The organism is Flavobacterium sp. CS20, from assembly GCF_018080005.1.
GTDB lineage: Bacteria > Bacteroidota > Bacteroidia > Flavobacteriales > Flavobacteriaceae > Psychroflexus.
In genome coordinates this window covers 2,405,308-2,430,161 of record NZ_CP073015.1, presented here as the reverse complement: position 1 = coordinate 2,430,161, position 24,854 = coordinate 2,405,308, and the positions used below count along the sequence as shown (strand labels likewise).

The window sequence follows — 24,854 nt, the reverse complement described above, 5'->3', positions numbered from 1 at the left end:
TGATGGAAAGAAAAATTGCATTACTTACAGGAGCTTCTAAAGGCATTGGATATGCCACTGCACAAATATTGGCAAAAAAAGGATATGAATTGATCATTAACAGCAGGAATACATCTAATGCGGTGAAAAAACTCAAGGAATATGGCACAATAGTAGAGGGAGTGGATGGAAGTTTGGGCGATGATGCCACAATCACAGCTTTAATAGCTAAGGTAGAAGAAAGAGGTCAGATAGATGCTCTGCTCCTCAACCATGGAGGACCTCCTGTTAAGTCTTTTTTAGAAGTATCACATGCAGAATGGGAAACTTATACCAAAATCATGTTGCATGGGCCGCTTAGGCTTTTGCGCGAATTGACACCCATCATGCAGAAACAGCAGAAATGTAGGGTGGCGACAATAAGTTCTTTTACGGTTAAAAGCCCACGTGCTGGGATTGTCTTATCTAATAGTTTGAGGGCGACCTTGGTTAACGCATTAAAGACCGTAGCTATGGAATTAGGCAGTGACGGGATATTAATCAATACAGTAGCTCCAGGTTACATCGCTACTCAACAGATCCTGGATTTTAATCAGCGTTACGCAGATCAAGAGAACATCAGCAAAGAAGAGGTCGATCAAAGAACAATCAAAGAAATTCCGTTGAAAATGTTTGGAAAACCAGAAGATGTGGCTGGGTTGATTGCTTATCTACTATCGGAAGAAAACCAGTACATAACGGGACAGAATATACATGTAGATGGAGGATTAATAACAGCCAATTAATATAAAATGGATTTACAACTTAAGAATAAAATAGCCTTTGTGGCTGGAGCCAGCCAGGGTATGGGAGCGACTGTAGCTGAAGAGCTATCCAGGGAAGGAGCAATAGTTTATGCATGTGCACGCACAAAAGAAAGTATTCAAGAAAAAACAAAAAATATTCAAGGGCAAACTGGAAACAAAGTCATTCCTTTAGTATGCGACGTTACTAACGAAAGCGACATAATTAAAGCTTTTGATATAATACATGAACAACAAGGAAAACTGGATTTGCTTTTCACAAATTCAGGAGCCCCTTCTGCGGGAAATCTATCTTCCCTTTCTTCCGAAGATTGGGAAAATGGTTACACGACCATTATAGCATCTGTGAGGCATCTCTGTTACCATGCCTTGAAAATTCTTAGTGATAAAGGGAGTATTGTGCTCAATACTTCAAGTTATATACGGCAACCGTCCGTAGATTACACACTGGCTTCCAATCTACGACTAGCTGTGGCTGGTATGGTCAAAACTTTTTCAGAAGAATTGGCGCCTAAGGGTATTCGGGTAAATGGTATTGCCCCGGGATATACCAATACCGAAGTTGTGGCTAAATACGTAGAGATGGTGGCAAATGAAAAAAGTCAAAACATAGAAGAGACAGAAAAACAAATGGCGGCAAACATTCCTTTAGGTCGTTTTGCGACACCGGAAGAGATTGGTAGAGTAGCAACTTTTTTGCTTTCTCCAGCGACTTCCTTTGTCACTGGATCAATATGGACTGTTGATGGTGGAGAGTCTAAATTCCCAATTTAGGATATGAAAAACTCAAGGCATATTATTTCAGTCAGCAATAAAGTAAGTGATGAGGAGTTTGAATACTATAAAAAGGAACTTGATGGAATAGCAGAAGTTCATTTTCTTAATGGCTTATCAGCAGAAATTCAGAATAAAAAACTCAAAGACTCGGACATTTTAATTGCTCGAAATCCCACCGTTGAACTACCCGAAGTGGAGGATCGAGCCTTTAAAGGAATTCGGTTTATCCAACTCCTTTCGGCTGGTTATGACCATCTGGATTTTAGCAGGTTTCCTCAGGACACCATTGTAGCTGGTAATATGGGTGCCTATGCAAAGCCAATGGCAGAGCATGGAGTGGGTATGATTTTATCATTGGTCAAAAATCTAAGACTAAGGCATGAAGAAATGAAACATGGAGAATTCAATCAATTTGAGAGTAAATCAATGTTGATTGATCAAAAAGTTTGTGGAATAATTGGTTTTGGAGGTATTGGAAAGCGTATTGGACAAATAATGAAGTCTGCTTTTGATTGTAAAATATTCGCCATAAATACCAGTGGTAAGAGTAAAGAAAAAACCGACTGGGTTGGAACACTGGATGAATTGGATTTCCTGCTCTCTAATTCAGATTTTGTGGTCATTACAATCCCGCTAACAGAAAAGACTAATAATCTTATTAGTCACGCAGAACTCAGTAAAATGAAAGATAACGCTATCCTGGTCAATCTGGCTCGGGGACAAATCATTGAGGAAGAACCTTTATTCCAAAAGCTTAAAGCGACCCCTACTTTCAAGGCGGCTATAGATGCCTGGTGGATAGAACCTTTTTTTGTAAATAAATTTGAATTGAATTTTCCGTTTTTAGAATTACCAAACGTCCTGGGATCTCCGCACAATTCAGCAATGGTTGAAGGAGTGCTGTTGCATTCAAGTAAGATGGGAATAAGGAATGTGAAAAAGTATATCACCACAGGAAAAGCGGAAAAAATCCTGGATCTGTCCAACCATAAAACTTTTTATAGAAAACCATGAATCGGTTATTATCTTCTAAATTTTAAAGACTTCATATAAGTCTCAGCGGACTAATACGCCCGTATAATTGAGGATTTCAATAGATAAGATCAATTTTTAAATTCCAGATATACCAGTTTCTGACCTGGTACTAAGTATTTAATTACAATCTAAATTACATAAATGATTTTCAAACAAATCTTTTTGTTTTTACTATTAGTATTTTTAAGCATTCAAAAAGCTTATCCGCAATTCAAAACCGCTTTTGAAATCAACAACAATGGCATCAAAGTCGTGTGGTTTCAAGCCAATCAAGTTTCAAAAATTGAAATCAAGACGCATAAATCAGCTTATTTTAAATTCAATTCATCAGCAGAAAGCACTTATAAAACCGAGTTGTATTTTGACTATCGCATTCAAAATGACAGTTTGATTATAAAAAGTATTTATCCTAAAGCTTTAGAATTTGGCGATAATAAAATGACTTCAATGCAGAGTTTTTCCGTAAGCGTTACATTTGATCTTCCTCAACAGTCTCAACTTATCATAGAGTCAGATTTAGCTTCAGTTGAAGGTCAGGGTGAATTTGAATATTTTCAACTCAATACAAAATCTGGACATTGTAACCTCAAAGCTTTTGTTGGTCATGCAGATATCAATACGTTTAACGGGAATATAAAAATAAACACCAAAAGAGCTGATATCAAGGCGTTTTCGTAAAATGGAATGATAAAAATTGATTCGTTTTCATTAGTGTCCGATAAAATATTTTAAAGTGGGATTTCCAATACAGGATTTCCCACTTTTTTATATCTTCATCTTTCGCAAAAAAAAAGAGATATGAACAAAAGTAAAAATTTCAGCGGTCAACCCATTATCAAACAGGTTTTAAATTTTATTTTACCCAACGATGTTTATCGGACAGCCGAAAAGCATAACAGCGACAGATACACTAAAAAGTTCACTACTTATGAGCATTTAGTTACTATGATTTTCACTGTCATTAGTGGTTGTAGCTCGCTTCGTGAAGTATCGAGTATTATGCTTGCTTGTGAAGGAAAAATCAACCATTTGGGGCTAAAAGATTTCCCAAAGCGAAGCACATTATCTGACGCCAACAGGAGAAGAAGCTCATCAGTATTTGCTGATATTTACCATTTACTCTATAAACGTTACCACCGATTTTTGTCGGACAGCAGAACTTATGAACCAGCTGTAAAAGACCTTAAAATTGTTGATTCATCAACTATAACACTCTTTAGTGACATTCTTAAAGGTGTAGGTAGAAACTCACTCAACGGCAAAAAGAAAGGTGGTATCAAGATGCACACTATGATAAATGCTATGGAAGATGTGCCCTGTCTGATAAAGTTCTCAAATGCCGCAACCCATGACCATACCTTTTTAAAGGATCTTGAACTCAAGAAAGGTTCTTATGTCGTCTTTGATAAAGGTTATGTGGATTATAAACAATACCAAAAATGGACCTTAGAGAATATTTACTTTGTGACCAGACAAAAAGACAATGCCCGTTATACAAGCCTTGAAGAGTTTGATATTCCCGACACGGTAGATGATGCTGTCCTAAAGGACGAAAAAATAGAACTCAAAGACAATGACGGTAAGCCATTTTACCTTAGAAGAATAGCTTTTTGGTACGATAAACACCAAAAAGTTTATGAGTTCATTACCAACAATTATGAACTTCAGGCAGATAAAATTGCCGAGATCTACAAGAACAGGTGGCAAATCGAGACTATGTTCAAACGCCTTAAACAAAACTTCCCGCTAAAGTATTTTCTTGGAGATAATCAAAATGCCATCGAGATACAGATATGGGTCAGCTTAATCATACAACTAATAATGCTTGTCATTCAGAGAAAAGCAGAAAGAAAATGGGCATATTCTAATATGATGTCCGTGATACGATATCATTTAATGACCTATATTGATTTGTTCAAATTCCTTAAAAATCCAGAAGCAAAATGGGAAGATATTACAACAAAAAATATAGGTCAATTAAGCCTTTTTGACCCATAAGGAGGTTCTATTTTTAAAATACTAAAGCTACACAGTGAAATTAGGCGATACAAAAGATTTTTTTAGTAATTTAGATTTTTATCGGACAACAATGATTCGTTTTATTCAAAAAAAAAATCAAATCAACCTCAAGAGCGTAAACGGCAATATCATTGTTAGGCAAATGGAATAAAAACCCTATTTTTGCCTTTCAAATCTTTTATATAGATGAACTTAAAAAAATCAATCTGGTTTATAATCGTGATTTTAATTATAGACCAGATTTCTAAAATTTATATCAAAACCCATTTCAAACTGTATGAAAGCGTTGAAGTGTTTTCCTGGTTTCAGATTCTTTTTATAGAAAATGAAGGAATGGCTTGGGGAGCAAAAATTCCGGGTGATTATGGCAAAATCATACTCACTGTATTTCGCCTATTTGCTATTGTTGGCATTGGTTGGTGGTTATGGGATTCGACTCGAAAAAAAGCACCAAAAATCTTGTTAATTGCCATCAGCTTGATATTTGCTGGTGCGATGGGCAATATTATCGATTCTGTGTTTTATGGGACTATTTTTAGTGACAGTTTAGATCAAGTAGCTACTATGTTTCCAGAAGGTGGTGGTTACGCACCTATACTCAAGGGCAAAGTTGTTGACATGCTTTATTTTCCAATTTACGATGATATTTTACCGAGCTGGATTCCCATTTGGGGTGGCGAACGCTTTGTGTTTTTTGAACCTGTTTTCAACATTGCTGATACGGCTATAAGCACAGGTTTTGGAATTCTGTTGGTATTTCACAAAAAAGCTTTCCCAAAAAAAGATAAGACCTCTTAACTATGAACCTCATTTCTGTTGAACACATCGCCAAATCTTATGGCACGCTAAGGCTTTTTGAAGATTTATCTTTTGGCATTAACCACGGTCAAAAAATTGGTTTAGTGGCTCAAAATGGTAGTGGAAAGACCAGTTTGCTCAAAATTTTAGCCCAAAAAGATGTACCCGATCGAGGCGAAATCAATTTTAGAAATGACATAAAAATCGGTTTCTTATCTCAAGAACCTGACCTCAACCCCAATCTAAATGTAGAACAAAGCATTTTAGCATCAGACAACGAAATGCTCAAGGTCATTAGTCAATACGAAAAAGCACTTCAAAATCCCAGTGATGCAGATGCCTATCAAAAGGCTTTTGAAGCTATGGAAGCTCATCAAGCTTGGGATTTTGAAAGCCAATACCAGCAAGTGCTTTCTAAATTAAAACTACAAGATTTACAAAAACCTGTAAAAAGCCTTTCTGGCGGACAGAAAAAGCGACTGGCTTTAGCTATTTTGTTATTAGATTCGCCTGACTTACTTATTCTTGACGAACCGACAAACCATTTAGACCTTGATATGATTGAATGGCTTGAAGGTTATTTTACTCAAGCCAAAATGAGTTTTTTTATGGTGACTCACGATAGGTATTTTTTAGAACGGGTGTGCAACCAAATTATGGAGCTCGACCAAGGCGAACTTTATACTTATAAAGGCAATTACAGCTATTATCTTGAAAAGCGAGAAGAACGACTACAACAGCAAGAAACCTCAACTGAAAAAGCCAAACAGCTTTTCAAAAAAGAACTGGGCTGGATGCGTCGTCAACCCAAAGCCCGAACCAGCAAATCAAAATCGCGTATAGATGATTTTGAAGACATTAAAAAACGGGCTCAACAACGCCGAAAAGACCACGAAATAGAGCTTGAAATCAATATGGAACGCCTCGGTACCAAGATTGTTGAATTTCATAATGTGTCTAAATCTTTTGACAACAATACTTTGTTTGAAAATTTTGATTATAATTTTAAACGTGGCGAACGCGTTGGAATCATCGGTAAAAACGGAAGCGGAAAATCTACATTCCTTAATATCTTAACTGAAAACCTTAAACCCGATACTGGCAAAGTAGTTTTAGGCGAAACTTTAAAGTTTGGTTATTACCGTCAAGGTGGTTTAGAGGTGAAACCCGGCAAAAAACTCATTGAAGTCATCAAAGATTTTGGCGAATACATTCCACTGGCTAAAGGCCGAAAAATATCAGCTTCGCAATTATTAGAACGTTTTTTGTTTGACCGTAAAAAGCAATACGACTATGTTGAAAAATTGAGTGGCGGCGAATTGAAACGCTTGTATTTATGTACGGTTTTAATACAAAATCCTAATTTTTTAATTCTCGATGAACCCACCAACGATTTGGATGTGGTGACGATTAATGTGCTTGAGAATTTTTTGATGGATTTTCCAGGTCGCTTGATTGTTGTCTCTCACGACCGTTATTTTATGGATAAAATCGTTGATCATTTGTTTGTATTTGAAAATGGAAACATCAGAGATTTTCCTGGCAATTATTCAGATTATAGACAATATGAAGCCCAAAAGCCAGCTGAGAAACTCGAACCCAAACCAACAACTTCAAAACCTCAAGAAAAAGAAAAACCCGAAAACAAACTCAGTTATCTCGAGCAAAAAGAACTCAAACAATTGGAAACCCAAATCAAAAATTTAGAAAAGGAAAAAGAAAAACTACAACAAGCTTTTCTAGAAGACTTATCGGCAGAAGATATTAAAGAAAATAGCATTAAGCTTCAAGAGATAGAAACAAATATTGATAAAAAAACGGAGAGGTGGTTTGAGTTGACAGACTAGATTTTATGCACTTCAATGGGTTTAAACCCATTGGAGAATGAAAAAATTCAAGGAATCATATTCCTTTGGTAAGTCTTGAATTGCAAATCAAAAAACCCCTTGCGAACATTGCGAAATCATAGCGACCCTTGCGGTAAAATAACCATTCTGCATTTAAACACCGTTCAAAAAAAGACTAATCTTTACTAAACTCATCCAATCGCCCATCATACTGCATAACAGTTTTATGAACAGGTCTGATGTTGACCCTTACATTTTTGTTGGGGTAAATATCTATTGACACGTCATATTTTTCGTTATTATTTCTTTTTTGTTCTGTTGTAAACTCTAATTTCAATTTAGGCTTTTCCGTATTGATTTGTTTTTTTAAATCCTTAAGAGGTTCTTCAAATTGAATAGCGAGATCTGTTCCACCATAAGAGCCAGAACTTGTTCGACTTTCTCCAAAAAAAGGCAAATAGCCTGAAACGGTATCGTTTTGTATTTTTATAAAATTGCCATCGCCACTAACATCTATTCTGTTAGCAGAATTGCCTGTGTTTCTCAACAATTCATTAGCTACTTTTGTGGTTGCTACTGAAGCAAAAGGATAAGCCACATTTATTTTTATATGATAATCTTTTTTAGCATATAATGAATCCAAAATCTTTAAATCATTAGCCTTAGCTTCTGCTTTGGCAATTTGATTGGTTTTACAACTCCAAAACAAGCTCAAAATGCTTATCAAATAAAGTAAATTCAGTGCTTTATGTGTTATAATTCTATTCATAATTTTTAAAAATAACATTAATTTTTAAAAATATCAGTCTTATTAACAGAGTGATAAGGCTTTAGTACTTATAAGATACTTATTTTAAAATTCTTTATATTTGAAATAGAAAATGATGAGTTATGGATAACACAAAATTAAGAGCTAAATGGCAAAAGTCAATTTCTGAAGTTGATGAAGATTTTTTGATTCTAATAGATGAAATATATGAAAGTTATAGGAACCATAAGCCGAGTGATTTTTTTGATAATCTTCCTGATGACATTCAAAATTTACTTTTAATAAGTAAAAAACAATCAGATGATCATCAGACGTCACCTCACAGTGAAGTTGTAAAGGAAATAAGAGCAAAGTATAATGTCAAATGACAGGTATTCTATATTTTGGACAAGTATCGCTAAGCAATCATACGTAAACGAATTAGACTTCATAAAATACAAATGGAACCTTAAGGAAGTTGAAAAGTTTATGCATATGGTTGAACATCAACTTTCATTATTGTCAAATAACGTTTTACAAGGAAGATTATCAGTAAAAACAGGGATTTATAAATTAATGATTTCAAAACAAACGAGCTTATTTTATGTTTATAGAAAAGACAAAAAGCAGATTGATTTACTGTTGTTTTGGAATAATAGCAAAAACCCTAAAGCCCTTAAAAATCTACTTTCAAAATTTAAGTCGTAATAATTTTATAATAAAAAAATACAAAAGGCACGATAAAAACCCTTGGTCACTCAAACTGCGTATTTGGAGTTGATTATTTAAAAGAAGAAACTTCAATTAATCCTTTGCATTCTTTTTTTCGCGTTCTTTTTTTGCTGAAGAATTTATGAAATAAATCACAAAACCAACTAGACCGATGATAACAAGTCCAAAAACAACAGTCATCAAAATAGCGCCACTAGTCCAATCTACAAAAGGGATAAGATATTGCATAGGTTTGGTTTTAAAAGTAGTCAAAATTATGAATAAGGTTTTTGGTTTAAAATGACAAAGGTCACTCAAACTGCGTATTTGGAGTTGATTATTTAAAAGAATTGGTTTGTTGTTAGGGTTTTAAAACACCGATTGGGTGAATAGCCCTGATTGGAGTGGCATCTTTTTGGGCTGAGCCTTAGCAGATGTTGGCTAAACAGAGTGTCGCCACAAGCGGTAATCCTGCCAAGCCAAACAGATGCTTGAGCTCAACCCAAAAAATATAGCGGAAAGCAGGTTTCTGCTCCTTATTCTAGGATTCGTTTTCTAAATCTTTAAGTTCGGGATAGAGAAAATTGTTGTAGGGAAATCGCGTTACGTGAATGGAACGCACTTTTTTATATACCTTTCGTCTAAAGGATGTAATGTTTTGTTTTTTGATGGCTGAGATGAAAATGGCATCGTCGCCAACTTTGTTCATCCAAGTATTTTTCCAATCTTTAAGGCTAAAGTGTTTTTCGGTTTTTTCGTTGATGAGGTCATCTTCGTCGAAGCTTTCGGCTTGGTATTGGTCTATTTTGTTGAAAACCATAAGGCAAGGTTTGTCCTTGGCGTCAATTTCGCTAAGTGTTTGGTTGACAGACTCGATGTGGTCTTGAAATTGTGGGTGCGAAATGTCAACCACGTGAAGCAATAAATCGGCTTCACGCACTTCGTCAAGCGTGGATTTGAACGATTCTACAAGTTGAGTTGGCAGTTTGCGAATGAAACCCACAGTGTCTGACAACAAAAAAGGCAGGTTGCGGATAACGACTTTTCTTACCGTGGTGTCGAGCGTGGCAAAGAGTTTGTTTTCGGCAAAGATATCGCTTTTACTGATGATATTCATCAAGGTAGATTTGCCTACGTTGGTGTAACCTACAAGTGCTACACGGACAAGGCTACCACGATTGCCACGTTGAACGGCCATTTGTTTGTCGATGGTTTTGAGCTTTTTCTTGAGTAAAGATATTTTGTCTCTTACGATACGGCGGTCGGTTTCGATTTCGGTTTCTCCAGGACCACGCATACCGATACCACCGCGTTGGCGTTCAAGGTGTGTCCACAGACCTGATAATCTTGGCAACAAATATTCATATTGAGCCAGTTCAACTTGTGTTCTGGCATAGCTGGTTTGGGCACGTTGTGCGAAGATATCAAGGATGAGATAAGTTCGGTCAACGACTTTGCATTTGAGTATTTTCTCGATGTTTTTTTGTTGAGCAGGTGAAAGCTCGTCGTCAAAAATAGCGGCTCCAATGTTGTTGGCATTGACAAATTCACGGACTTCTTCCATTTTTCCAGAACCGATAAAGGTTTTGGGATTGGGTTTGTCTAACTTTTGCTGAAAGCGTTTAAGGACTTCGCCACCTGCGGTGTAGGTTAAAAACTCGAGTTCGTCGAGATATTCGTCTGACTTGTCTTCGTCTTGGTATTGGTTGATGATACCAATAAGAACTGCTGTTTCGTATTCGGTTTTTTTGGGTTCAAGCATAGATTATAATCTGTTGCAAAGGTAAAGATTTATCGCTGATTATGGTTTTGTTATTCAATTTGCTGAATATCTTTTTAAATATGTTATTAATAACTAATTTTTTAAGATTTATTGTTGATAGAGTTTTGATTTATAGGGTTTGAACTTGTAAAATTTTCTATATTTGTGCTATGACTAATATTGTATTTTTTATTAGCGGTAGTGAGATTGCCGTGGTTTTTTTTATTGTGTTGTTGATATTTGGTGCTGACAAAGTTCCTGAAATTGCAAGAACTTTAGGCAAAACCATAAAATCAATACGCGAGGCTACTGATGATATAAAATATGAAATTACAAAAGAATCTTATAAAGTCAAAGATACGGGAGTTGACTTAAAAAATGAAGTCAAACAGCAAGCCAAATCTCTTGAAAAAGAAGGACAATCTTTAAAAGAAGATATTGAAGAAAAAATTGGACCAATCAAAAGACAATTTTAAGACCTTGAGACTTTTACCCTTAGTTTTATGCCTTTTAGCGAGCCCATGTGCTGTATCAATTCTCAAAATAATTTAGCTTTTTTACAAACAAACCCTATCAAAACCACCGATAGCATTCATTTAATTTTAAGGGATTTTAGAGGTCAAATAATTGATTATAAAATTAAAGACGACAAACTCAAAAACCATTGCGTTAAAGCTATAGAATCTGAAACAAGTTCAGATTGACAAGTTTGGGTTCAGATTGACAAGTTTGGGTTCAGATTGACAAGTTTGGGTTCAGATTGACAAGTTTGGGTTCAGATTGACAAGTTTGGGTTCAGATTGACAAGTTTTGGTCTAGGTTGACAAAATTGGGTTAAGATTGATAAGATAGAGTGAAACTGGCAAAACAACTATTTTTTATTTTATAGGCTTGAAAAATTTCAATTCATCTTCAACTATTCGTTCAGATTTGATCAGTTGACCTTTAAAAATCGGTGATTTTGTGCCGAGTTTGAGTTGTTTTGGACTTTTGAAAACACGAGCTTCGTCCCATAAATCGGCGTTTATAAATTCCTGTAGCGTAACTCGTCCGCCTTCTACGAGCAGAGACTGGATGTTTCTTTTGTGAAGTTCGTTTAAGAGTTGAGGTAATATCGGTTGTTTAAAATCTATCTGACAAAATGTTGTGGTCTTAAAGTCTGATTCTTGACGACTTGTAAACACTAATGTTTGGGCTTCGTTAGAAAATATTTTGGAAGTTTTAGGAATTTTTAAATTTTTATCAATGACAATTCGGAGTGGATTTTGACCTTTCCACAGTCTTGTGGTCAAGGCTGGGTTGTCCATCAAAGCGGTATGCGTACCTACTAAAATAGCTTGCTCTTGGCTACGCCATTGATGAACCCGCTGTTTTGAATAGGTGTTGGTTAACCAAACTGGGGCTTGATTTTGGTCTCTGCAAAACTCAAATGGACTTAAAAACCCATCTTGAGACTCTACCCACTTGAGAATAATATAAGGGCGTTTGTGTGTGTGAAACATGATAAAGCGTTTGTTGAGGTCTAAACATTCATCTTCCAAAACGCCGAGAACAACTTCGCAACCCTTAGCCATTAATTTTTGAATGCCTTTGCCTTTCACTTTTGCAAAGGGATCAATACTGCCGATGACTATTTTTTTAAAACCTTTGTCTATGATTAAATCTGCACAAGGCGGTGTTTTACCGTAGTGACTGCAAGGCTCTAAACTGACGTATAATGTGGCGTGCTTGATAAGGCTTTGGTCTTTAATTTGGTTGATGGCATTGACTTCGGCGTGGGCTTGACCAGCGCGTTGATGCCAACCTTCGGCAATGATTTTGTCTTTATGCACAATTACGCGACCCACCATTGGGTTTGGATAGGTTTGACCTAAACCATTTTTAGCCAAATCTAAACAGCGTTTCATATATTTTTCGTGTATATTCACATCGCAAAAATAAGGTTTTTCGTATGAGTCAAAGCATTGCAATTCGACCGATTCAAAAAAAAGATAATCAAGCCACTGCAGAGATGATTCGTTATGTTCTCATCGAGCAAAACGCTCCAAAAACAGGCACGGCTTATGAAGACAAAGCACTTGATGATTTGTATGAAACTTACAAAGACGAACGTGCGGTTTACTATATTTTGACTGAAAATGATGAAATCATTGGCGGTGCTGGCATTCAGGCTTTGGATGATGATGACAGTATCTGCGAATTACAAAAAATGTATTTTCATCCCAAAGCCCGTGGTAGAGGACTTGGACAGCAAATGATAGAACAGTGTTTGAGATTTGCAAAAAATCAAGGCTATAAATCTTGTTATATAGAAACTTTGCCGAGTATGAAAGCTGCACAAAAACGTTATCTTAGAAATGGGTTTGAGTATATTGATTACAAATTGGGACAAACCGGTCATCACGCTTGTACGGTTTGGATGTTGAAAGAATTGTAAATATGAATCTAAAAGAAACCCAAAAAAAGTTCCATAAAACCCTTTCAGAAATTTATCCTAAATCTGAAATCGACACGTTTTTTTATTGGATAGTTGAAGATGTTTTACAACTCAAACGTATTGATGTGAGTTTAAATCCTGATTTTGAAATCAATGAAAAGGATTTAAAAACGATTAAAAGTCAAATGAATCGTTTACAACAAAATGAACCGATTCAATATATCTTAGGACATACTGAATTTTACGGAATGCACTTTCAGGTTAATCCTAATGTTTTGATTCCACGACCTGAAACTGAAGATTTAGTTAACTGGATAGTTTCTGATTTAAAACATCAACCGAAAAAACACTTATTAGATATTGGCACAGGAAGTGGTCGCATTGCCATTGCTTTAAAAAAAGAATTGCCAAAATGTGAAATTTCAGCCTTTGATATTTCAGAAACTGCTCTTCAAATGGCTTCAGAAAACGCAAAACAAAATGAGGTAAAAATCAACTTTGTACAACAAGACATTTTAAAGCTTGACTCACTTCCAGAGGATGTTGATATTATGGTTTCAAATCCACCTTATGTCAGAGTTCTTGAAAAAGAACAGATGTGCGATAATGTCTTAAAATTTGAACCGCATCAAGCCTTGTTTGTCAAAAATAATGATGCTTTAGTGTTTTATAGAAAAATCATTGAGTTAGCCATAACTTCTTCGAAATGTAAAACTGTTTATTTTGAAATTAATCAATATTTAAAAGAGGATTTGAAAAAATTGATACAGCCTTACGACATTAATAAAATTGAGTTTCGTAAAGATTTTAGAGGCAATGAGCGTATGCTAAAGCTTTTGATTGATTAGCTTTGAAATCTTAGAAATTGTTTTAATTTTATTTTAAAAGAAGAGGTATGAAAATTTATTTTGGGCTGTTGATTTTATTTACTCAAATATTTTGGGCTCAAAATGAGTTGCCACAAGATTATTTTCAAAAACCTATAGATATTCCTTTAGTTTTATCAGGTACCTTTGGTGAGTTGCGGTCTAACCATTTTCACGCTGGTTTAGATATTAAAACACAAGGGCACATTGGATTGGAAGTCAAAGCGAGTGCAGAAGGTTATATCAGCCGAATCAAGATACAGAGATTTGGTTATGGCAAGGCAATTTATATTACACATCCCAATGGTTATCAAACGGTTTACGCACATTTAAATAAATTTGCTCCAAAAATTGAAAAATATGTCAAAGCTTACCAATACGATAAAGAAAGCTACGAAGTTCAGCTTTTTCCTTCGCCTGATAAATTACCCGTAAAAGCTCAAGAAGTGATTGCTTATAGTGGCAATCTTGGCTCAAGTGATGGTCCGCATTTGCACTTTGAAATCAGAGACAGCCAATCTAGACCAATGAATCCTTTTCTTTTTGGTTTTAAGGAAGTTAAAGACACAAAGCCACCGAGATTGAAAAATATTTATGCCTTTACCGCCTCTAAGGATGCCCATATTAATTTTAAACGTGGTCGCATAAAACTAAAACCTATAAGAGACCAAAACGGGAATTTCAAATTACCTGAAATTCAAGCTGCTGGCGATATTTATTTTGGAATAGAAGCCTATGACCAATTAGATTATGCTTTTAACAGAAATGGATATTATGAAGTTGATGTCAAACTCAATGGGTTACCTTTTTTTACGTCAACTTTCAACCGGTTTGCTTTCAGTGAATCCCGATATATCAATAGACTCATTGATTATGGTTATTATAAAGAATACAAACGCAAAATCCACAAGTTGAGAAGTTACGATTATCAACGTTTAGAAATTAATGGTAATCCTGTCAATAACGGTATTTTAAGAATTGAAGATACTATAAATTATAAATACGATATTAAAATTAAAGATTTTAAAGGCAATACCACTCAAATTCATATACCGATAAGCTACGAACCTTTAAATGAAAACATAAAAGATAGTATTGCTAAAACCAATTATTTTGTCAAACACGACTACGCTTTTGCTTACGACAAAGGATTAGTAGATATTTATATCCCAAAACACGCTTTGTATAATGACACTTATTTGGATTTAGAAGTTGAAGGCGAAAGCGTAAAACTACACGATTACAGAACACCTGTTCATAAAGGTATAACGATTGGTTTTGATGTTTCTCAATATACGGATGAAGATAAACAACATTTATTTATAGGAAAAAAAATGCCTTGGGGGAAAATTTATTATGTGAATACCACCAAGAAAAAAAACCGCTTTACGGCTGGTGTTAAAGAATTTGGAGAATATATTCTAACAAAAGATACCACGCCACCTACAATAAAACCGCTCAATTTTCGTAATAAACAATGGTTGTCGAGGTTTCGCTATCTCAAATTAAAAATAGAAGATGATTTGACGGGGATTGATAGCTACAGAGCAACGGTGAATGGTAAGTTTATTTTGATGGAATACGATTACAAAACCAATACACTTGTGCACGATTTTAATGATGGCGTGGTCAACGAAACCGAAAATAATTTTAAGTTGGTAGTTACAGATAAAGTGGGAAATACTACTATATTTGAATCCAAGTTTTTTAGAAAAAATTAAAATCTATTTTTTGAACAAATACGTCTATTTTCTTTTAGTCAGCTTTTTGCTTACCTGTGGATATACACAAACCGCTTCTATCAAAGGTATAATTTTTGACGAAAACCAAAACCCATTGCCTTTTGCAAATATCACTTCGCAAAGCTCGGGAACGACATCAAATGAAAACGGATTTTACGAGCTAAGAATTCCTGCTAATCAAAAAGTAAAAGTGGTGATAAGTTATACAGGTTTTAAAACCATAACCGCTACAATTGAGTTAGGCGTGAACCAAAGTAGAGAATTGAATTTTGTTTTAAAAACCAATGTAGAACAAATAGGTGAAGTTAATATAACCAGCGATAAGCAAACACGAGTTGAAGGTATCGTCACGCTTGAGCCAGCAACGGTAAGACGTATTCCTGGTGCCAATCCTGGCGTTGAAAATTTACTAACATCTTTGCCAGGCGTGAGTTCAAACAATGAGTTGAGCACCCAATACAACGTTCGTGGTGGTAATTTTGATGAAAACTTAGTTTATGTCAATGATATTCAGGTATATCGTCCATTCTTGATTAGAAGTGGTCAACAAGAAGGTTTGAGTTTTGTCAATCCTGATATGGTGCGAAATATCAAATTTTCTGCTGGAGGTTTTAAAGCTCAATATGGCGATAAAATGTCATCGGTTTTAGACATCACTTACGAAAGACCAGTTGATTTTATGGCGAGTTTTGATGGTAGTTTTCTCGGCGGTTCGGCTATGGTTGGTGGCATTTCTAAAGACAAAAAACTGTCTGCTATTACAGGCATAAGGTATCGAGACAATTCGCTTTTTGTCAATGCCAAAGATACCGAAGCCAATTTTAAACCGCGTTTTTTTGATGTGCAAAGCTATATCACCTATAAATTTAACGATAAATTTGAATTAGGATTTCTAGGCAATATCTCTATCAATAATTATGAATTTGAACCTTTTACACGACAAACTAATTTTGGAACACTTCAAGACCCAAGAGCTTTGTTGGTGTTTTACGAAGGTCAAGAAGATGATAAATACGAAACTTACTTCGGTGCTTTAAAAGCCACTTATGATGTGTCAGAAAATTATACGGCAAAATTTATTGCCTCAACCTATCACACCCAAGAGCAAGAACACTTTGATATTTTAGCTCAATACCGATTAGGCTCTGTAAATTCAAGTATTGGTGATGAAAACTTTGGCGATGTAGAATTTAGCCAAGGTGCTGGAAGCCAATTTAAACACGCCAGAAATGATTTGGATGCTCTAATTTTTAACTTTGATCACCAAGGCGATATCAAAATAGATGAACATTTAATCAAGTACGGCATAAAATTCACACACGAAGACATTAGAGACAGACTTCAAGAGTTTGAAGTTGTGGACTCGGCTGGTTTTAATGTCAGACCACCTTTGCCAGATTTTGCCAATGACCAGCCATACGCTCCTTTTGACGAACCGATAGAACCGTTTATTAGAATTCGGTCGTTCAATGATATGCAAATCAATCGGTTTACCAATTATTTGCAATGGAGCTATCAAAGTGAAATAGGCAATGCCAAAGCTTGGTATAATGTGGGAATTCGATCTCATACGTGGAATGTGAGCGGTGATGATATTGAAAATAACACCCAAACGGTAGTCAGTCCACGTGCCCAATTTGCCATAAAACCCGATTGGGATAAAGACATGATTTTTAGAGTAGCGACAGGATTGTATCATCAACCGCCGTTTTATCGGGAGTTGCGTCGTCCTGATGGAAGTGTAAACGAAAAGGTCAAAGCCCAAGAATCGTTTCATATTGTTGCAGGACACGATTATAGTTTTAAACTTTGGGATAGACCGTTTAAGCTTGTGTCTGAAGTCTATTACAAAAGCCTTACCGATGTCAACCGATTTACGGTAGAAAACGTAAGAATACGCTATCAAGCCAACAACAATGCTGAAGCCTATGCTTATGGGCTTGATATGCGACTGAATGGCGAATTTGTACCTGGCACAGAAAGCTGGTTCAGCTTTGGATATTTAAAGACTGAAGAAAAATTTGACGAACGCGGTTACATCGCTCGACCTACCGATCAACGTTTAAAATTCGCGACTTTGTTTCAAGACTATATTCCCAACATCCCGAAAATGAAGCTGTATTTGAATTTGGTTTATAACACGGGTTTACCAGGTGGTCAACCGCAATTTGAAGATCCTTTTGATTTTCAAAACCGTTTGCCCGATTATACACGAGTTGATGCTGGATTTTTCTACACTTTAAAAGAAGAAGGCGATGTTTTAAAAAAAGGGCATTGGCTAAATCCTTTTAAGCACTTAGAGGTTGGTTTTGAAATTTTTAATCTTTTTGACCGCTTAAATTCCATTACCAACACTTTTGTGAGAGATGCTGAAAGCAAAAATCAGTTTGCTATTCCCGATTTTTTAAGTCCACGGGTTTTTAATTTAAGGATTAGAGGGCGATTTTAATCGTTTGAAATAACTTTAATTTCTACCATTTTCATCAGGATACAATTTGTAAACTGGTGTGCTTTGCCAATAGTTTTTAGTTTCTATATCTAAAATAGTTAGAGGTCCTTTAAAAGCCGCATCAGTATCAACATTTATTACATTTTGAGCTTGCATTGGCGTGAGTTGCCCATATCGATTTACTGGCGTGTGACCGATATAAATTTCTTTAAAGAGTTTGAAGCGTTTAGGATATTTCACATCATTTTTGCTCAAATTTCTATCAGTTGCTACAGCCGTTTCCCAAAGTGTTCTGTCCCAATATACCGTATTGTCATAATACTCATAATCTGGACCGTGCATATTGGCAAAACCTGCATGAACAAATAAACGATTTTGGTTATCAACGTGGTAAGTGGACAAATTTTTGATGAATTTCTGATGAATTTTTTTATGGGTTTCATCCAAATTTTTATAGGCTTCTAAAGTGCTTTTGCCACCGTGCATTAACCACTTTTCGTTTTCGGTTTGATGGATGAGCCAATCGAGTAGGAGTTCATCGTGATTGCCTTTAAGCATAATACAATTATGAGTTTGTTGAAGCGAAATCAAAAAATCTAAAGTCTTAGCACTATCGCTCCAACCGTCAACATAATCGCCTAGAAAAATGAGTTTGTCATCTTTTGTAACTTTTGCCTTTTCGAGAATTTCTTTTAAAGCTTTTAAAGCTCCATGAATGTCTCCTATAACTAATGTTCTAGCCATAATTAATTGTATTTTATTTTTCTTAAAACCCGCATGGCTTCTTTGTATTTTCTATAAGCTTTACGACTTTTAGCTTTTAAAAAGGATTTAGCCGATTCTAATTTTTCAATGCTATTTTCAAAACCATTTAAATAACCTATCAAATAAACGGATGGCAAATATCGAAGTTCGATGGTTTCTTGTTTGTTCAGACCCTGATTTTTATTTAACTTTTTTAATAAATGATCGTTGGAATTCATATAATGGTGCAAGGTTTTTTGATCAAACTTTGGCGGTTGAAACACCAATTCGCTTTCAATATCGTAACTCATATTGTCTTTAAAGCGAATAGAAGTTTTTTCTAAAGGATAATAATAATACTCGCCTTGTAAACCGAGATGAATGTATTCTAAAATCTTAAACTCGTTTTCACTGATTTCAATTTCAACTTCATCTTGGTCGGAATAAAACAATTTGACTTGCTCGTTAATCAACTCGATATTGACTCTTGAGTAGTAGGTTTTGTTGTTGACTTTTTGTGTTTTTCCAGCCCAACACAACACAAAATATTCTTTAAACACTTTATAAGTTGGATTGAAATCTTTGCTGTTTTGCATAAATTCAAATACACTGTCTAAAGTCATTTTGATATTGTTCTGAGAGTGGTTTTCAATAGCTTTGACCATTTCAGAATTGATGTCTTTAATTTCGATATCAAAAACTTTGGGTTTGCTGATGCTTCCTTCGCGCATAAAAACTGAACCGCCATAATATTTCCAAATATTGCGTCTCAAGGCACAAATGCTGTCGTCGTTACGCGGTCTAATGCTTACCAAGCCTACAACTTTGTCAGCAGGCAAATGTGGGAAAGGAATATTTTCATAATTTACCAGTGGTGGATTATCCAAGTAAGCATTAATCAGATTTTGAATTTTAGAGTCGTCAAAAAAATCTACACCAACAATACTGTTATCATCGTCTTTTACGCCAATAACAAGATAAGAGTTGTTTTTGGGGTTGGAATTACTCATGGCACAAACGTGTTTTAAAAACTTAGCTTTGCCTTCACGATTGCTAAAATCGAGTTTGAGTTTTTTATCATAAAAACTATTTTCATCATTATGCGCCAACAGGTTTTTAATCAAAAGTCGTTTGTTAATCATATTCTCATCCCAATTGTTCAAATTTAAGGGTTTTGAATTATAAAAACATACTTTTGTTTTTTATATGATTGTAAAAGTTTTTATCGGATACAGGCATATTGTTTTGATTTCTTTTATATTTTAACACTATCATAACATAAATTAACATATTTTTTGTAAATTTGGTTTTATGAAAGATTATTACACAGTTGGCAGTTGGCAGTTGGCAGTTGGCTTTCGGCTTTGTTCAGCACAAGGCATTGGCTAAATTCTGATTGGATTTTTGGGTTTACTTAGGTTATAAAGTTGATGACATCGAAAACTTAAAAACTTAATTAAAAACCTAAAAATTAAACCCAATTATGAAATTTTATAAATTAATAAAAGCCCTTATTTTTTGTTTAGGGTTAGTTTTTGTGATAAGTTGTGAGGATGATTTCTATAAAGAAGCACCTAATTTTCAGAACATAATTACACTTAAAGGAGATAAAAATACCTTTAAAAAATTAGTATCAAAGTCACAGCAAAAAAAGATTTTAAAACCTTTTAAAAATAACATTAAGTCAAAATCTACTGCACTATATAATCAAGAGTATGATATTTATATTGACACTTCTACAGTTCAAAAAATAAGTTCAGACTACTTTGAAAGTTATACATTTAAAGTGAGTAGATCTAATGCAATTGCCCAAGATTCTATCGAAAACTATGTAGTTAGCTATTTTGCAGACAGCACTTACTATAGTTTCATAATTAAATATGGTGTAAGTATAAATGACCCTAATTTAAGTTATAATGCAGATTTGAGTAGTATTGAAATTGTAGATGGTGATAATCTAGTAGACACTAAAACCAGCTGTATGCCAGAGTTTATAGAAGTTGTAGATTATGTTACAACATGTGTTGATTTTGATTGTGCTTCTGGTCAACACTCCGGAGCTGAACAGAGTAGTGCATGTGATTACGAAGAACCTAACGGTCCTTCAACCCAATGTATTTCAGAATGGGTAGTGGTGGATTGCATGGGTGGTTACAAGCCACCCGACGGTACTCAAACTGACCCTCCAACACCACCAATTGGAGGTGGTTCTTCAACAAATAATGATAATGATGATACTAATCAAAATAACACACCTTTAGTGCCTTTAGACGATACTTTAGGAACCATAAAAGAATGTGATAAAATTTTTGATTTTTTATCAGATGAAGAAAATGAAGATTTTAAAAATAAATTGTTAGAACTAGCTAGTCCTGATAATTATGATGAAAATTTGGATATTGAATTTGAAAAAGGGATAAGTAAACATAATAATCAAGATAATATTATAGAACATCAAGGAACAATAAATGATGCTCAAATAGCTCTTGATGTATTTCCCTCAAACAAATATGTTGCCTTAGCACATACGCATCCTAATGATACAGAAGGGACCTATTCTATATTTTCCTTAGCAGATTTAGAAGCAATTGCACTTATAGACAAAGAGAACAATATCGATATTAATAATTTCGTTTCTTTTTTAATAACAAAGAAAGGAAATGAAGTTAAGCACTATGCTTTTACTATACATAGTAAATCAAAATTTAGAGACTTTTTTCATTACCTTATTAATAAAAAAGACTTTGATATAAACACAGCTAGTAGCGATGAACAAGATAAATACAGGGAATCTGCAAAAAATTATTTTGATCTCACAAAAATATACTTCACTGGCGATGATCCTCTAATAAAATCGAGCGAAACAAATTCAGAATTAATTTTACAACGATTTTCACTTTTTATGAGTAGAGCCGATTTAGGCATTACACTATTTGAAACAAATGAAAATTTTGATACTTTCACTAAAGTAAGTTTTGATAACTCTCAAAGCGATAACCTTAAAAGAACAAATTGTAACAACTAAAAAACAAAACCATGAAAACCATAAAACATATATTATTAAACATAAGTCTTTTACTATCAATGAGTATTTATTCCCAAACAACTCCTATGGATTTGTTTACAGGAACTTGGGAATATCAAGAAAACAATGAAGTTTTTAGAGTAATATTATGGGAATACAATGAAGCTCCCGATGTAATTGTAGGTCATTTTGAAAAGTTTGTCGTAGATGATAATGGCATTATACAAAACTATATTTATACCTCTGAAAAAGGAAAAATACCAGGCGACAGTAAAGGATGGATTCCCTTTGCTATTTATGCAGGCGTTTCAACAGATTTTATAAAAGGTATTTTTGAAGACAATACGATTAACCCAAATTTGTACGATAGAATAAAAACGGGTGAAGTGAAAATTGAAATTTTATCCAATAATCAGCTTACCAATACCGTTACTGCCCGATGGACTGTGAAAGAAAGAATAGGACAACATATTAGATTATCAACACAATCTCCAGATTTTAATGTACCTACGGATATTATTTTAACTAAGGTATCCGACTAACATAAATCAACCACCCTCTAAATCTCAATTAGAGGGTGGTTTAAAAAAAAAGTTAATGAACCTAAACTCAAAAATTTTAATATTTAGTGCCAGTTTAATAATTTCAAATGCTCTTTACTCCCAAACAACTCCTATGGATTTATTTACAGGAACTTGGGAATATCAAGAAAACAATGAAGTTTTTAGAGTAATATTATGGGAATACAATGAAGCTCCCGATGTAATTGTAGGTCATTTTGAAAAGTTTGTCGTAGATGATAATGGCATTATACAAAACTATATTTATACCTCAGAAAAAGGAAAAATACCAGGCGACAGTAAAGGTTGGGTGCCTAGCGCTATTAATGTTGATGTCACGTCAAATTACCTCATCGGTCCCTTTATTGATAATACAATAAACCCAAATTTGTACGATAGAATAAAAAGAGGTCAAGTCAAAATTGAAATTATATCTAACAATCAACTTACCAATACGGTTACTGCCAGATGGACAGTTCAGGAAAGTGAAGGGCGGCATCTTACTTTTAGCTCTGTTTCGCCAGATTTTAATGTGCCTACAGATATTATTTTAACTAAGGTATCAGACTAACATAAATCAACCACCCTCTACAACCCCAAGTAGAGGGTGTTTTTTAAAAAAAGTATTATTTTTAAGTCATGAACAAAAACGTTTTAAAAATACTTATGTTTGTGTGTTTTACGATTCAAATTTTGAATTGTAAAGCTCAAGGTGATTTGATAGAAATGGCTGATAATACTGATTTGAATTATTATTTTTCAAATATCTCACAAGTCAACGTAAAAAACCATAGTCTTTTTTCAAGAGCAATGTTTGTAAATGTTTATACCGTAGATGACGCCAAAGCAACGCCAGAAAATTATTTTGATGGCTATGACGGCATTTTACATTTTACAAAGCCTTTTTATTTCTGTAAAACCAGACGGTGATTATTATTCGTGGAGTAAATTATTTAAAATAGAAGGTGTTTTAAATCCTGAAATTATAACAATAAACGAATTGAAATACCCTAAATTTGAAATAGTTATAAAGTTTGGAAATAAAAATGATAGAAGTTCAAAATCTTATTTTTTCAGTGAAGCATTTGATTAAAATTAAAGTCCCTCTACAATACTAGCAGATAGTGTTTTTTAAAAAAACATAATTTTTGTTAGTCTACTAGGGCTTCCCTCGGCTACGCTCGGGATAAACTTCTCGCCATATTATGCTTTAAACTCCATAAAAAAAACCTGAACTACCTTAGCAATTCAGGTTGATTTTTGTTAGCCTACTAGGGCTCGAACCTAGACTCTTCTGGACCAAAACCAGATGTGTTGCCAGTTACACCATAGGCCAAAATGGATTTGCAAATTTAAAACATTCTTTTGTTTACGCAAATCTTTACTGCCAATTTTATTTATCTTAATTTTGCGTGTTATGACATTTGATGATATCATCGGGCAAGATCACCTGAAAAAACACCTTAAAGTCTGTTATTCTAACAACAGAATGCCACACGCTCAACTCTATGTTGGCGAAACGGGTTATGGCACTTTGCCTATGGCTTTGGCTTGTGCTAACTTAATTTTAAATTCTGATCCGTCCAGACAAACTTATTCATCGGTTTTACAACATCCTGATTTTCATATTGCAGTGCCTGTTAATAATAATAAAGGAAAGCCAAGTAAACCTACAACTTCTGACTTTATTAAAACTTGGTTGAATTTAGCAAAATCTAATCCGTATATGGATTTGAAAACTTGGTATGCTGAAATAGGTATTGAAAAGAAAAAAGGCTTGATGTCAGTTCACGAGGCTGATCGTATTGCAAATGAACTCGCTTTAAAACCACATTCTGGAGTGGCTAAAGTTATAGTCATTTGGTGTGCGGACAAGCTTAATACTCAAGCCGCTAACAAACTATTAAAACTCATTGAAGAACCACCAGAAAAGACGTTTTTGATTTTAACAACAGATAAAGAAGAACTTCTTTTAGATACTATAAAATCGAGGTGTCAACGCTTATATTTTCCACGATTAAGTCAAGAGGCTATTCGAGAAGCATTGGTTAATCGCTTATCTCTCGACTCATCTCAAGCCGATTTTGTGGCTCAACAAGCTGATGGCAATTTTTCAATAGCCTATAATTTAGCTCAAAATAATCAAGAAGAACTCGAGTTTGAACAATGGTTTATCGATTGGGTTCGATTGGTCTTTCAGGCAAAAAAGAATAAACAAGTTGTGATGAAATTGGTAGAATGGAGTCAAACTATTAGCGAAAATACGCGCGATAAACAAATTCGATTTTTAAAATATTGCTTGCATTTTTTTAGACAAGCTTTACTTCAAAATTATCAAGCAAACGACTTGGTTTATTTAAAAACTCAGACTAAATTTTCGTTAGATAAATTTGCCCCTTTTATTCACGGTAACAATATCGAACACATTTATACCACTATACAAGAAGCTATTTTTCATATTGATAGAAACGTCAATTCTAAAATGGTTATCACAGATACGTCTATAAAATTATCGCGGTTTATTCACATGAAAGCATAAAAAACCCAAGCAA

27 protein-coding genes and 1 tRNA gene are annotated in these 24,854 nt (G+C 34.5%); 21 read left to right on the top strand and 7 right to left on the bottom strand.

What is annotated here, in order from left to right; genetic code table 11:
- Positions 1–2: 2 nt before the first annotated feature.
- The 7 genes from IGB25_RS11525 to IGB25_RS11495 all read left to right on the top strand — a co-directional run bounded on the left by IGB25_RS11525 (position 3) and on the right by IGB25_RS11495 (position 7,258).
- Complete coding sequence (locus tag IGB25_RS11525; protein ID WP_211065128.1) at positions 3–764, top strand: SDR family oxidoreductase; 762 nt, start codon at positions 3–5, stop codon at positions 762–764.
- A 6-nt stretch (positions 765–770) separates the two neighbouring features.
- Positions 771–1,556 (top strand): SDR family oxidoreductase, encoded by a 786-nt coding sequence (locus IGB25_RS11520; RefSeq protein ID WP_211065127.1) that lies wholly within the window; start codon positions 771–773, stop codon positions 1,554–1,556.
- A 3-nt stretch (positions 1,557–1,559) separates the two neighbouring features.
- Positions 1,560–2,573 (top strand): NAD(P)-dependent oxidoreductase, encoded by a 1,014-nt coding sequence (locus IGB25_RS11515; RefSeq protein WP_211065126.1) that lies wholly within the window; start codon positions 1,560–1,562, stop codon positions 2,571–2,573.
- A 162-nt stretch (positions 2,574–2,735) separates the two neighbouring features.
- A complete protein-coding gene (locus tag IGB25_RS11510) occupies positions 2,736–3,272 on the top strand; it encodes a hypothetical protein (protein ID WP_211065125.1) in 537 nt (178 codons plus the stop codon).
- A 120-nt stretch (positions 3,273–3,392) separates the two neighbouring features.
- Positions 3,393–4,592 carry an IS4 family transposase gene (locus IGB25_RS11505; protein ID WP_211064494.1) on the top strand — a complete coding sequence of 400 codons (1,200 nt, stop codon included), beginning with the start codon at positions 3,393–3,395 and terminating at the stop codon, positions 4,590–4,592.
- Positions 4,593–4,799: 207 nt separating this feature from the next.
- The gene (locus IGB25_RS11500; protein WP_211065124.1) at positions 4,800–5,411 is read left to right on the top strand and encodes a lipoprotein signal peptidase; all 612 of its coding nucleotides are present in this window, start codon (positions 4,800–4,802) and stop codon (positions 5,409–5,411) included.
- 2 nt (positions 5,412–5,413) lie between these two features.
- Positions 5,414–7,258, top strand: coding sequence for an ABC-F family ATP-binding cassette domain-containing protein (locus IGB25_RS11495; RefSeq protein ID WP_211065123.1), 1,845 nt, complete (start codon positions 5,414–5,416; stop codon positions 7,256–7,258).
- A gap of 175 nt (positions 7,259–7,433) precedes the next feature.
- Here IGB25_RS11495 and IGB25_RS11490 read toward each other — a convergent pair whose 3' ends face one another.
- The gene (locus IGB25_RS11490; protein WP_211065122.1) at positions 7,434–8,027 is read right to left on the bottom strand and encodes a DUF4251 domain-containing protein; all 594 of its coding nucleotides are present in this window, start codon (positions 8,025–8,027) and stop codon (positions 7,434–7,436) included.
- 122 nt (positions 8,028–8,149) lie between these two features.
- On the opposite strand from IGB25_RS11490, the gene IGB25_RS11485 reads away from it, so the two are divergent.
- Positions 8,150–8,395: a hypothetical protein gene (locus IGB25_RS11485; protein WP_211065121.1), complete on the top strand. Its 246-nt coding sequence runs from the start codon at positions 8,150–8,152 to the stop codon at positions 8,393–8,395.
- The gene (locus IGB25_RS11480) at positions 8,385–8,714 is read left to right on the top strand and encodes a hypothetical protein (protein ID WP_211065120.1); all 330 of its coding nucleotides are present in this window, start codon (positions 8,385–8,387) and stop codon (positions 8,712–8,714) included. The genes IGB25_RS11485 and IGB25_RS11480 overlap by 11 nt, the downstream gene beginning before the upstream one ends.
- A gap of 96 nt (positions 8,715–8,810) precedes the next feature.
- Here the strand turns inward: IGB25_RS11480 and IGB25_RS11475 are convergent, their stop codons facing one another.
- A complete protein-coding gene (locus IGB25_RS11475; protein WP_211065119.1) occupies positions 8,811–8,966 on the bottom strand; it encodes a hypothetical protein in 156 nt (51 codons plus the stop codon).
- A gap of 292 nt (positions 8,967–9,258) precedes the next feature.
- Positions 9,259–10,479, bottom strand: coding sequence for a GTPase HflX (gene hflX, locus IGB25_RS11470; protein ID WP_211065118.1), 1,221 nt, complete (start codon positions 10,477–10,479; stop codon positions 9,259–9,261).
- A gap of 170 nt (positions 10,480–10,649) precedes the next feature.
- On the opposite strand from hflX, the gene IGB25_RS11465 reads away from it, so the two are divergent.
- Complete coding sequence (locus IGB25_RS11465) at positions 10,650–10,955, top strand: twin-arginine translocase TatA/TatE family subunit (protein ID WP_211065117.1); 306 nt, start codon at positions 10,650–10,652, stop codon at positions 10,953–10,955.
- Positions 10,956–10,982: 27 nt separating this feature from the next.
- Positions 10,983–11,183, top strand: a complete 201-nt coding sequence (locus tag IGB25_RS11460) for a hypothetical protein (RefSeq protein WP_211065116.1) — start codon at positions 10,983–10,985, stop codon at positions 11,181–11,183.
- 174 nt (positions 11,184–11,357) lie between these two features.
- Here IGB25_RS11460 and ribD read toward each other — a convergent pair whose 3' ends face one another.
- The gene (gene ribD, locus IGB25_RS11455) at positions 11,358–12,407 is read right to left on the bottom strand and encodes a bifunctional diaminohydroxyphosphoribosylaminopyrimidine deaminase/5-amino-6-(5-phosphoribosylamino)uracil reductase RibD (RefSeq protein ID WP_211065115.1); all 1,050 of its coding nucleotides are present in this window, start codon (positions 12,405–12,407) and stop codon (positions 11,358–11,360) included.
- A gap of 23 nt (positions 12,408–12,430) precedes the next feature.
- Between ribD and IGB25_RS11450 the strand changes: the two genes are divergently transcribed.
- Genes IGB25_RS11450 through IGB25_RS11435 form a run of 4 tightly spaced genes read left to right on the top strand, consistent with a single transcriptional unit; the run spans position 12,431 to position 17,973 of the window.
- Positions 12,431–12,916 (top strand): GNAT family N-acetyltransferase, encoded by a 486-nt coding sequence (locus tag IGB25_RS11450; protein WP_211065114.1) that lies wholly within the window; start codon positions 12,431–12,433, stop codon positions 12,914–12,916.
- Positions 12,917–12,918: 2 nt separating this feature from the next.
- Complete coding sequence (gene prmC / locus IGB25_RS11445; protein ID WP_211065113.1) at positions 12,919–13,764, top strand: peptide chain release factor N(5)-glutamine methyltransferase; 846 nt, start codon at positions 12,919–12,921, stop codon at positions 13,762–13,764.
- A gap of 47 nt (positions 13,765–13,811) precedes the next feature.
- Positions 13,812–15,503: a M23 family metallopeptidase gene (locus tag IGB25_RS11440; RefSeq protein ID WP_211065112.1), complete on the top strand. Its 1,692-nt coding sequence runs from the start codon at positions 13,812–13,814 to the stop codon at positions 15,501–15,503.
- A 10-nt stretch (positions 15,504–15,513) separates the two neighbouring features.
- Entirely contained in the window at positions 15,514–17,973 is a 2,460-nt protein-coding gene (locus tag IGB25_RS11435) for a TonB-dependent receptor (RefSeq protein ID WP_211065111.1), read from the top strand.
- A 15-nt stretch (positions 17,974–17,988) separates the two neighbouring features.
- On the opposite strand, the gene IGB25_RS11430 is transcribed toward IGB25_RS11435, so the two are convergent.
- Together IGB25_RS11430 and IGB25_RS11425 are read right to left on the bottom strand one after the other, a co-directional pair.
- The gene (locus IGB25_RS11430) at positions 17,989–18,717 is read right to left on the bottom strand and encodes a metallophosphoesterase family protein (RefSeq protein WP_211065110.1); all 729 of its coding nucleotides are present in this window, start codon (positions 18,715–18,717) and stop codon (positions 17,989–17,991) included.
- Between the two features lie 2 nt (positions 18,718–18,719).
- The gene (locus IGB25_RS11425) at positions 18,720–19,859 is read right to left on the bottom strand and encodes an ATP-binding protein (protein WP_211066907.1); all 1,140 of its coding nucleotides are present in this window, start codon (positions 19,857–19,859) and stop codon (positions 18,720–18,722) included.
- A 341-nt stretch (positions 19,860–20,200) separates the two neighbouring features.
- Between IGB25_RS11425 and IGB25_RS11420 the strand changes: the two genes are divergently transcribed.
- The 5 genes from IGB25_RS11420 to IGB25_RS11400 all read left to right on the top strand — a co-directional run bounded on the left by IGB25_RS11420 (position 20,201) and on the right by IGB25_RS11400 (position 23,395).
- A complete protein-coding gene (locus tag IGB25_RS11420; protein ID WP_211065109.1) occupies positions 20,201–21,742 on the top strand; it encodes a hypothetical protein in 1,542 nt (513 codons plus the stop codon).
- A gap of 11 nt (positions 21,743–21,753) precedes the next feature.
- The gene (locus tag IGB25_RS11415; RefSeq protein WP_211065108.1) at positions 21,754–22,284 is read left to right on the top strand and encodes a DUF6705 family protein; all 531 of its coding nucleotides are present in this window, start codon (positions 21,754–21,756) and stop codon (positions 22,282–22,284) included.
- Between the two features lie 133 nt (positions 22,285–22,417).
- The gene (locus tag IGB25_RS11410) at positions 22,418–22,873 is read left to right on the top strand and encodes a DUF6705 family protein (protein ID WP_211065107.1); all 456 of its coding nucleotides are present in this window, start codon (positions 22,418–22,420) and stop codon (positions 22,871–22,873) included.
- A gap of 68 nt (positions 22,874–22,941) precedes the next feature.
- Complete coding sequence (locus IGB25_RS11405; protein WP_211065106.1) at positions 22,942–23,232, top strand: hypothetical protein; 291 nt, start codon at positions 22,942–22,944, stop codon at positions 23,230–23,232.
- Complete coding sequence (locus tag IGB25_RS11400) at positions 23,177–23,395, top strand: hypothetical protein (RefSeq protein ID WP_211065105.1); 219 nt, start codon at positions 23,177–23,179, stop codon at positions 23,393–23,395. Before IGB25_RS11405 ends, IGB25_RS11400 begins: the two co-directional genes overlap by 56 nt.
- Positions 23,396–23,565: 170 nt before the next feature.
- On the opposite strand, the gene IGB25_RS11395 is transcribed toward IGB25_RS11400, so the two are convergent.
- Positions 23,566–23,638, bottom strand: a tRNA-Gln gene (locus IGB25_RS11395).
- An 81-nt stretch (positions 23,639–23,719) separates the two neighbouring features.
- On the opposite strand from IGB25_RS11395, the gene IGB25_RS11390 reads away from it, so the two are divergent.
- On the top strand, positions 23,720–24,841 hold the full coding sequence (locus tag IGB25_RS11390; protein WP_211065104.1) for a DNA polymerase III subunit delta': 1,122 nt from the start codon (positions 23,720–23,722) through the stop codon (positions 24,839–24,841).
- The last annotated feature ends 13 nt before the right edge of the window (positions 24,842–24,854 follow it).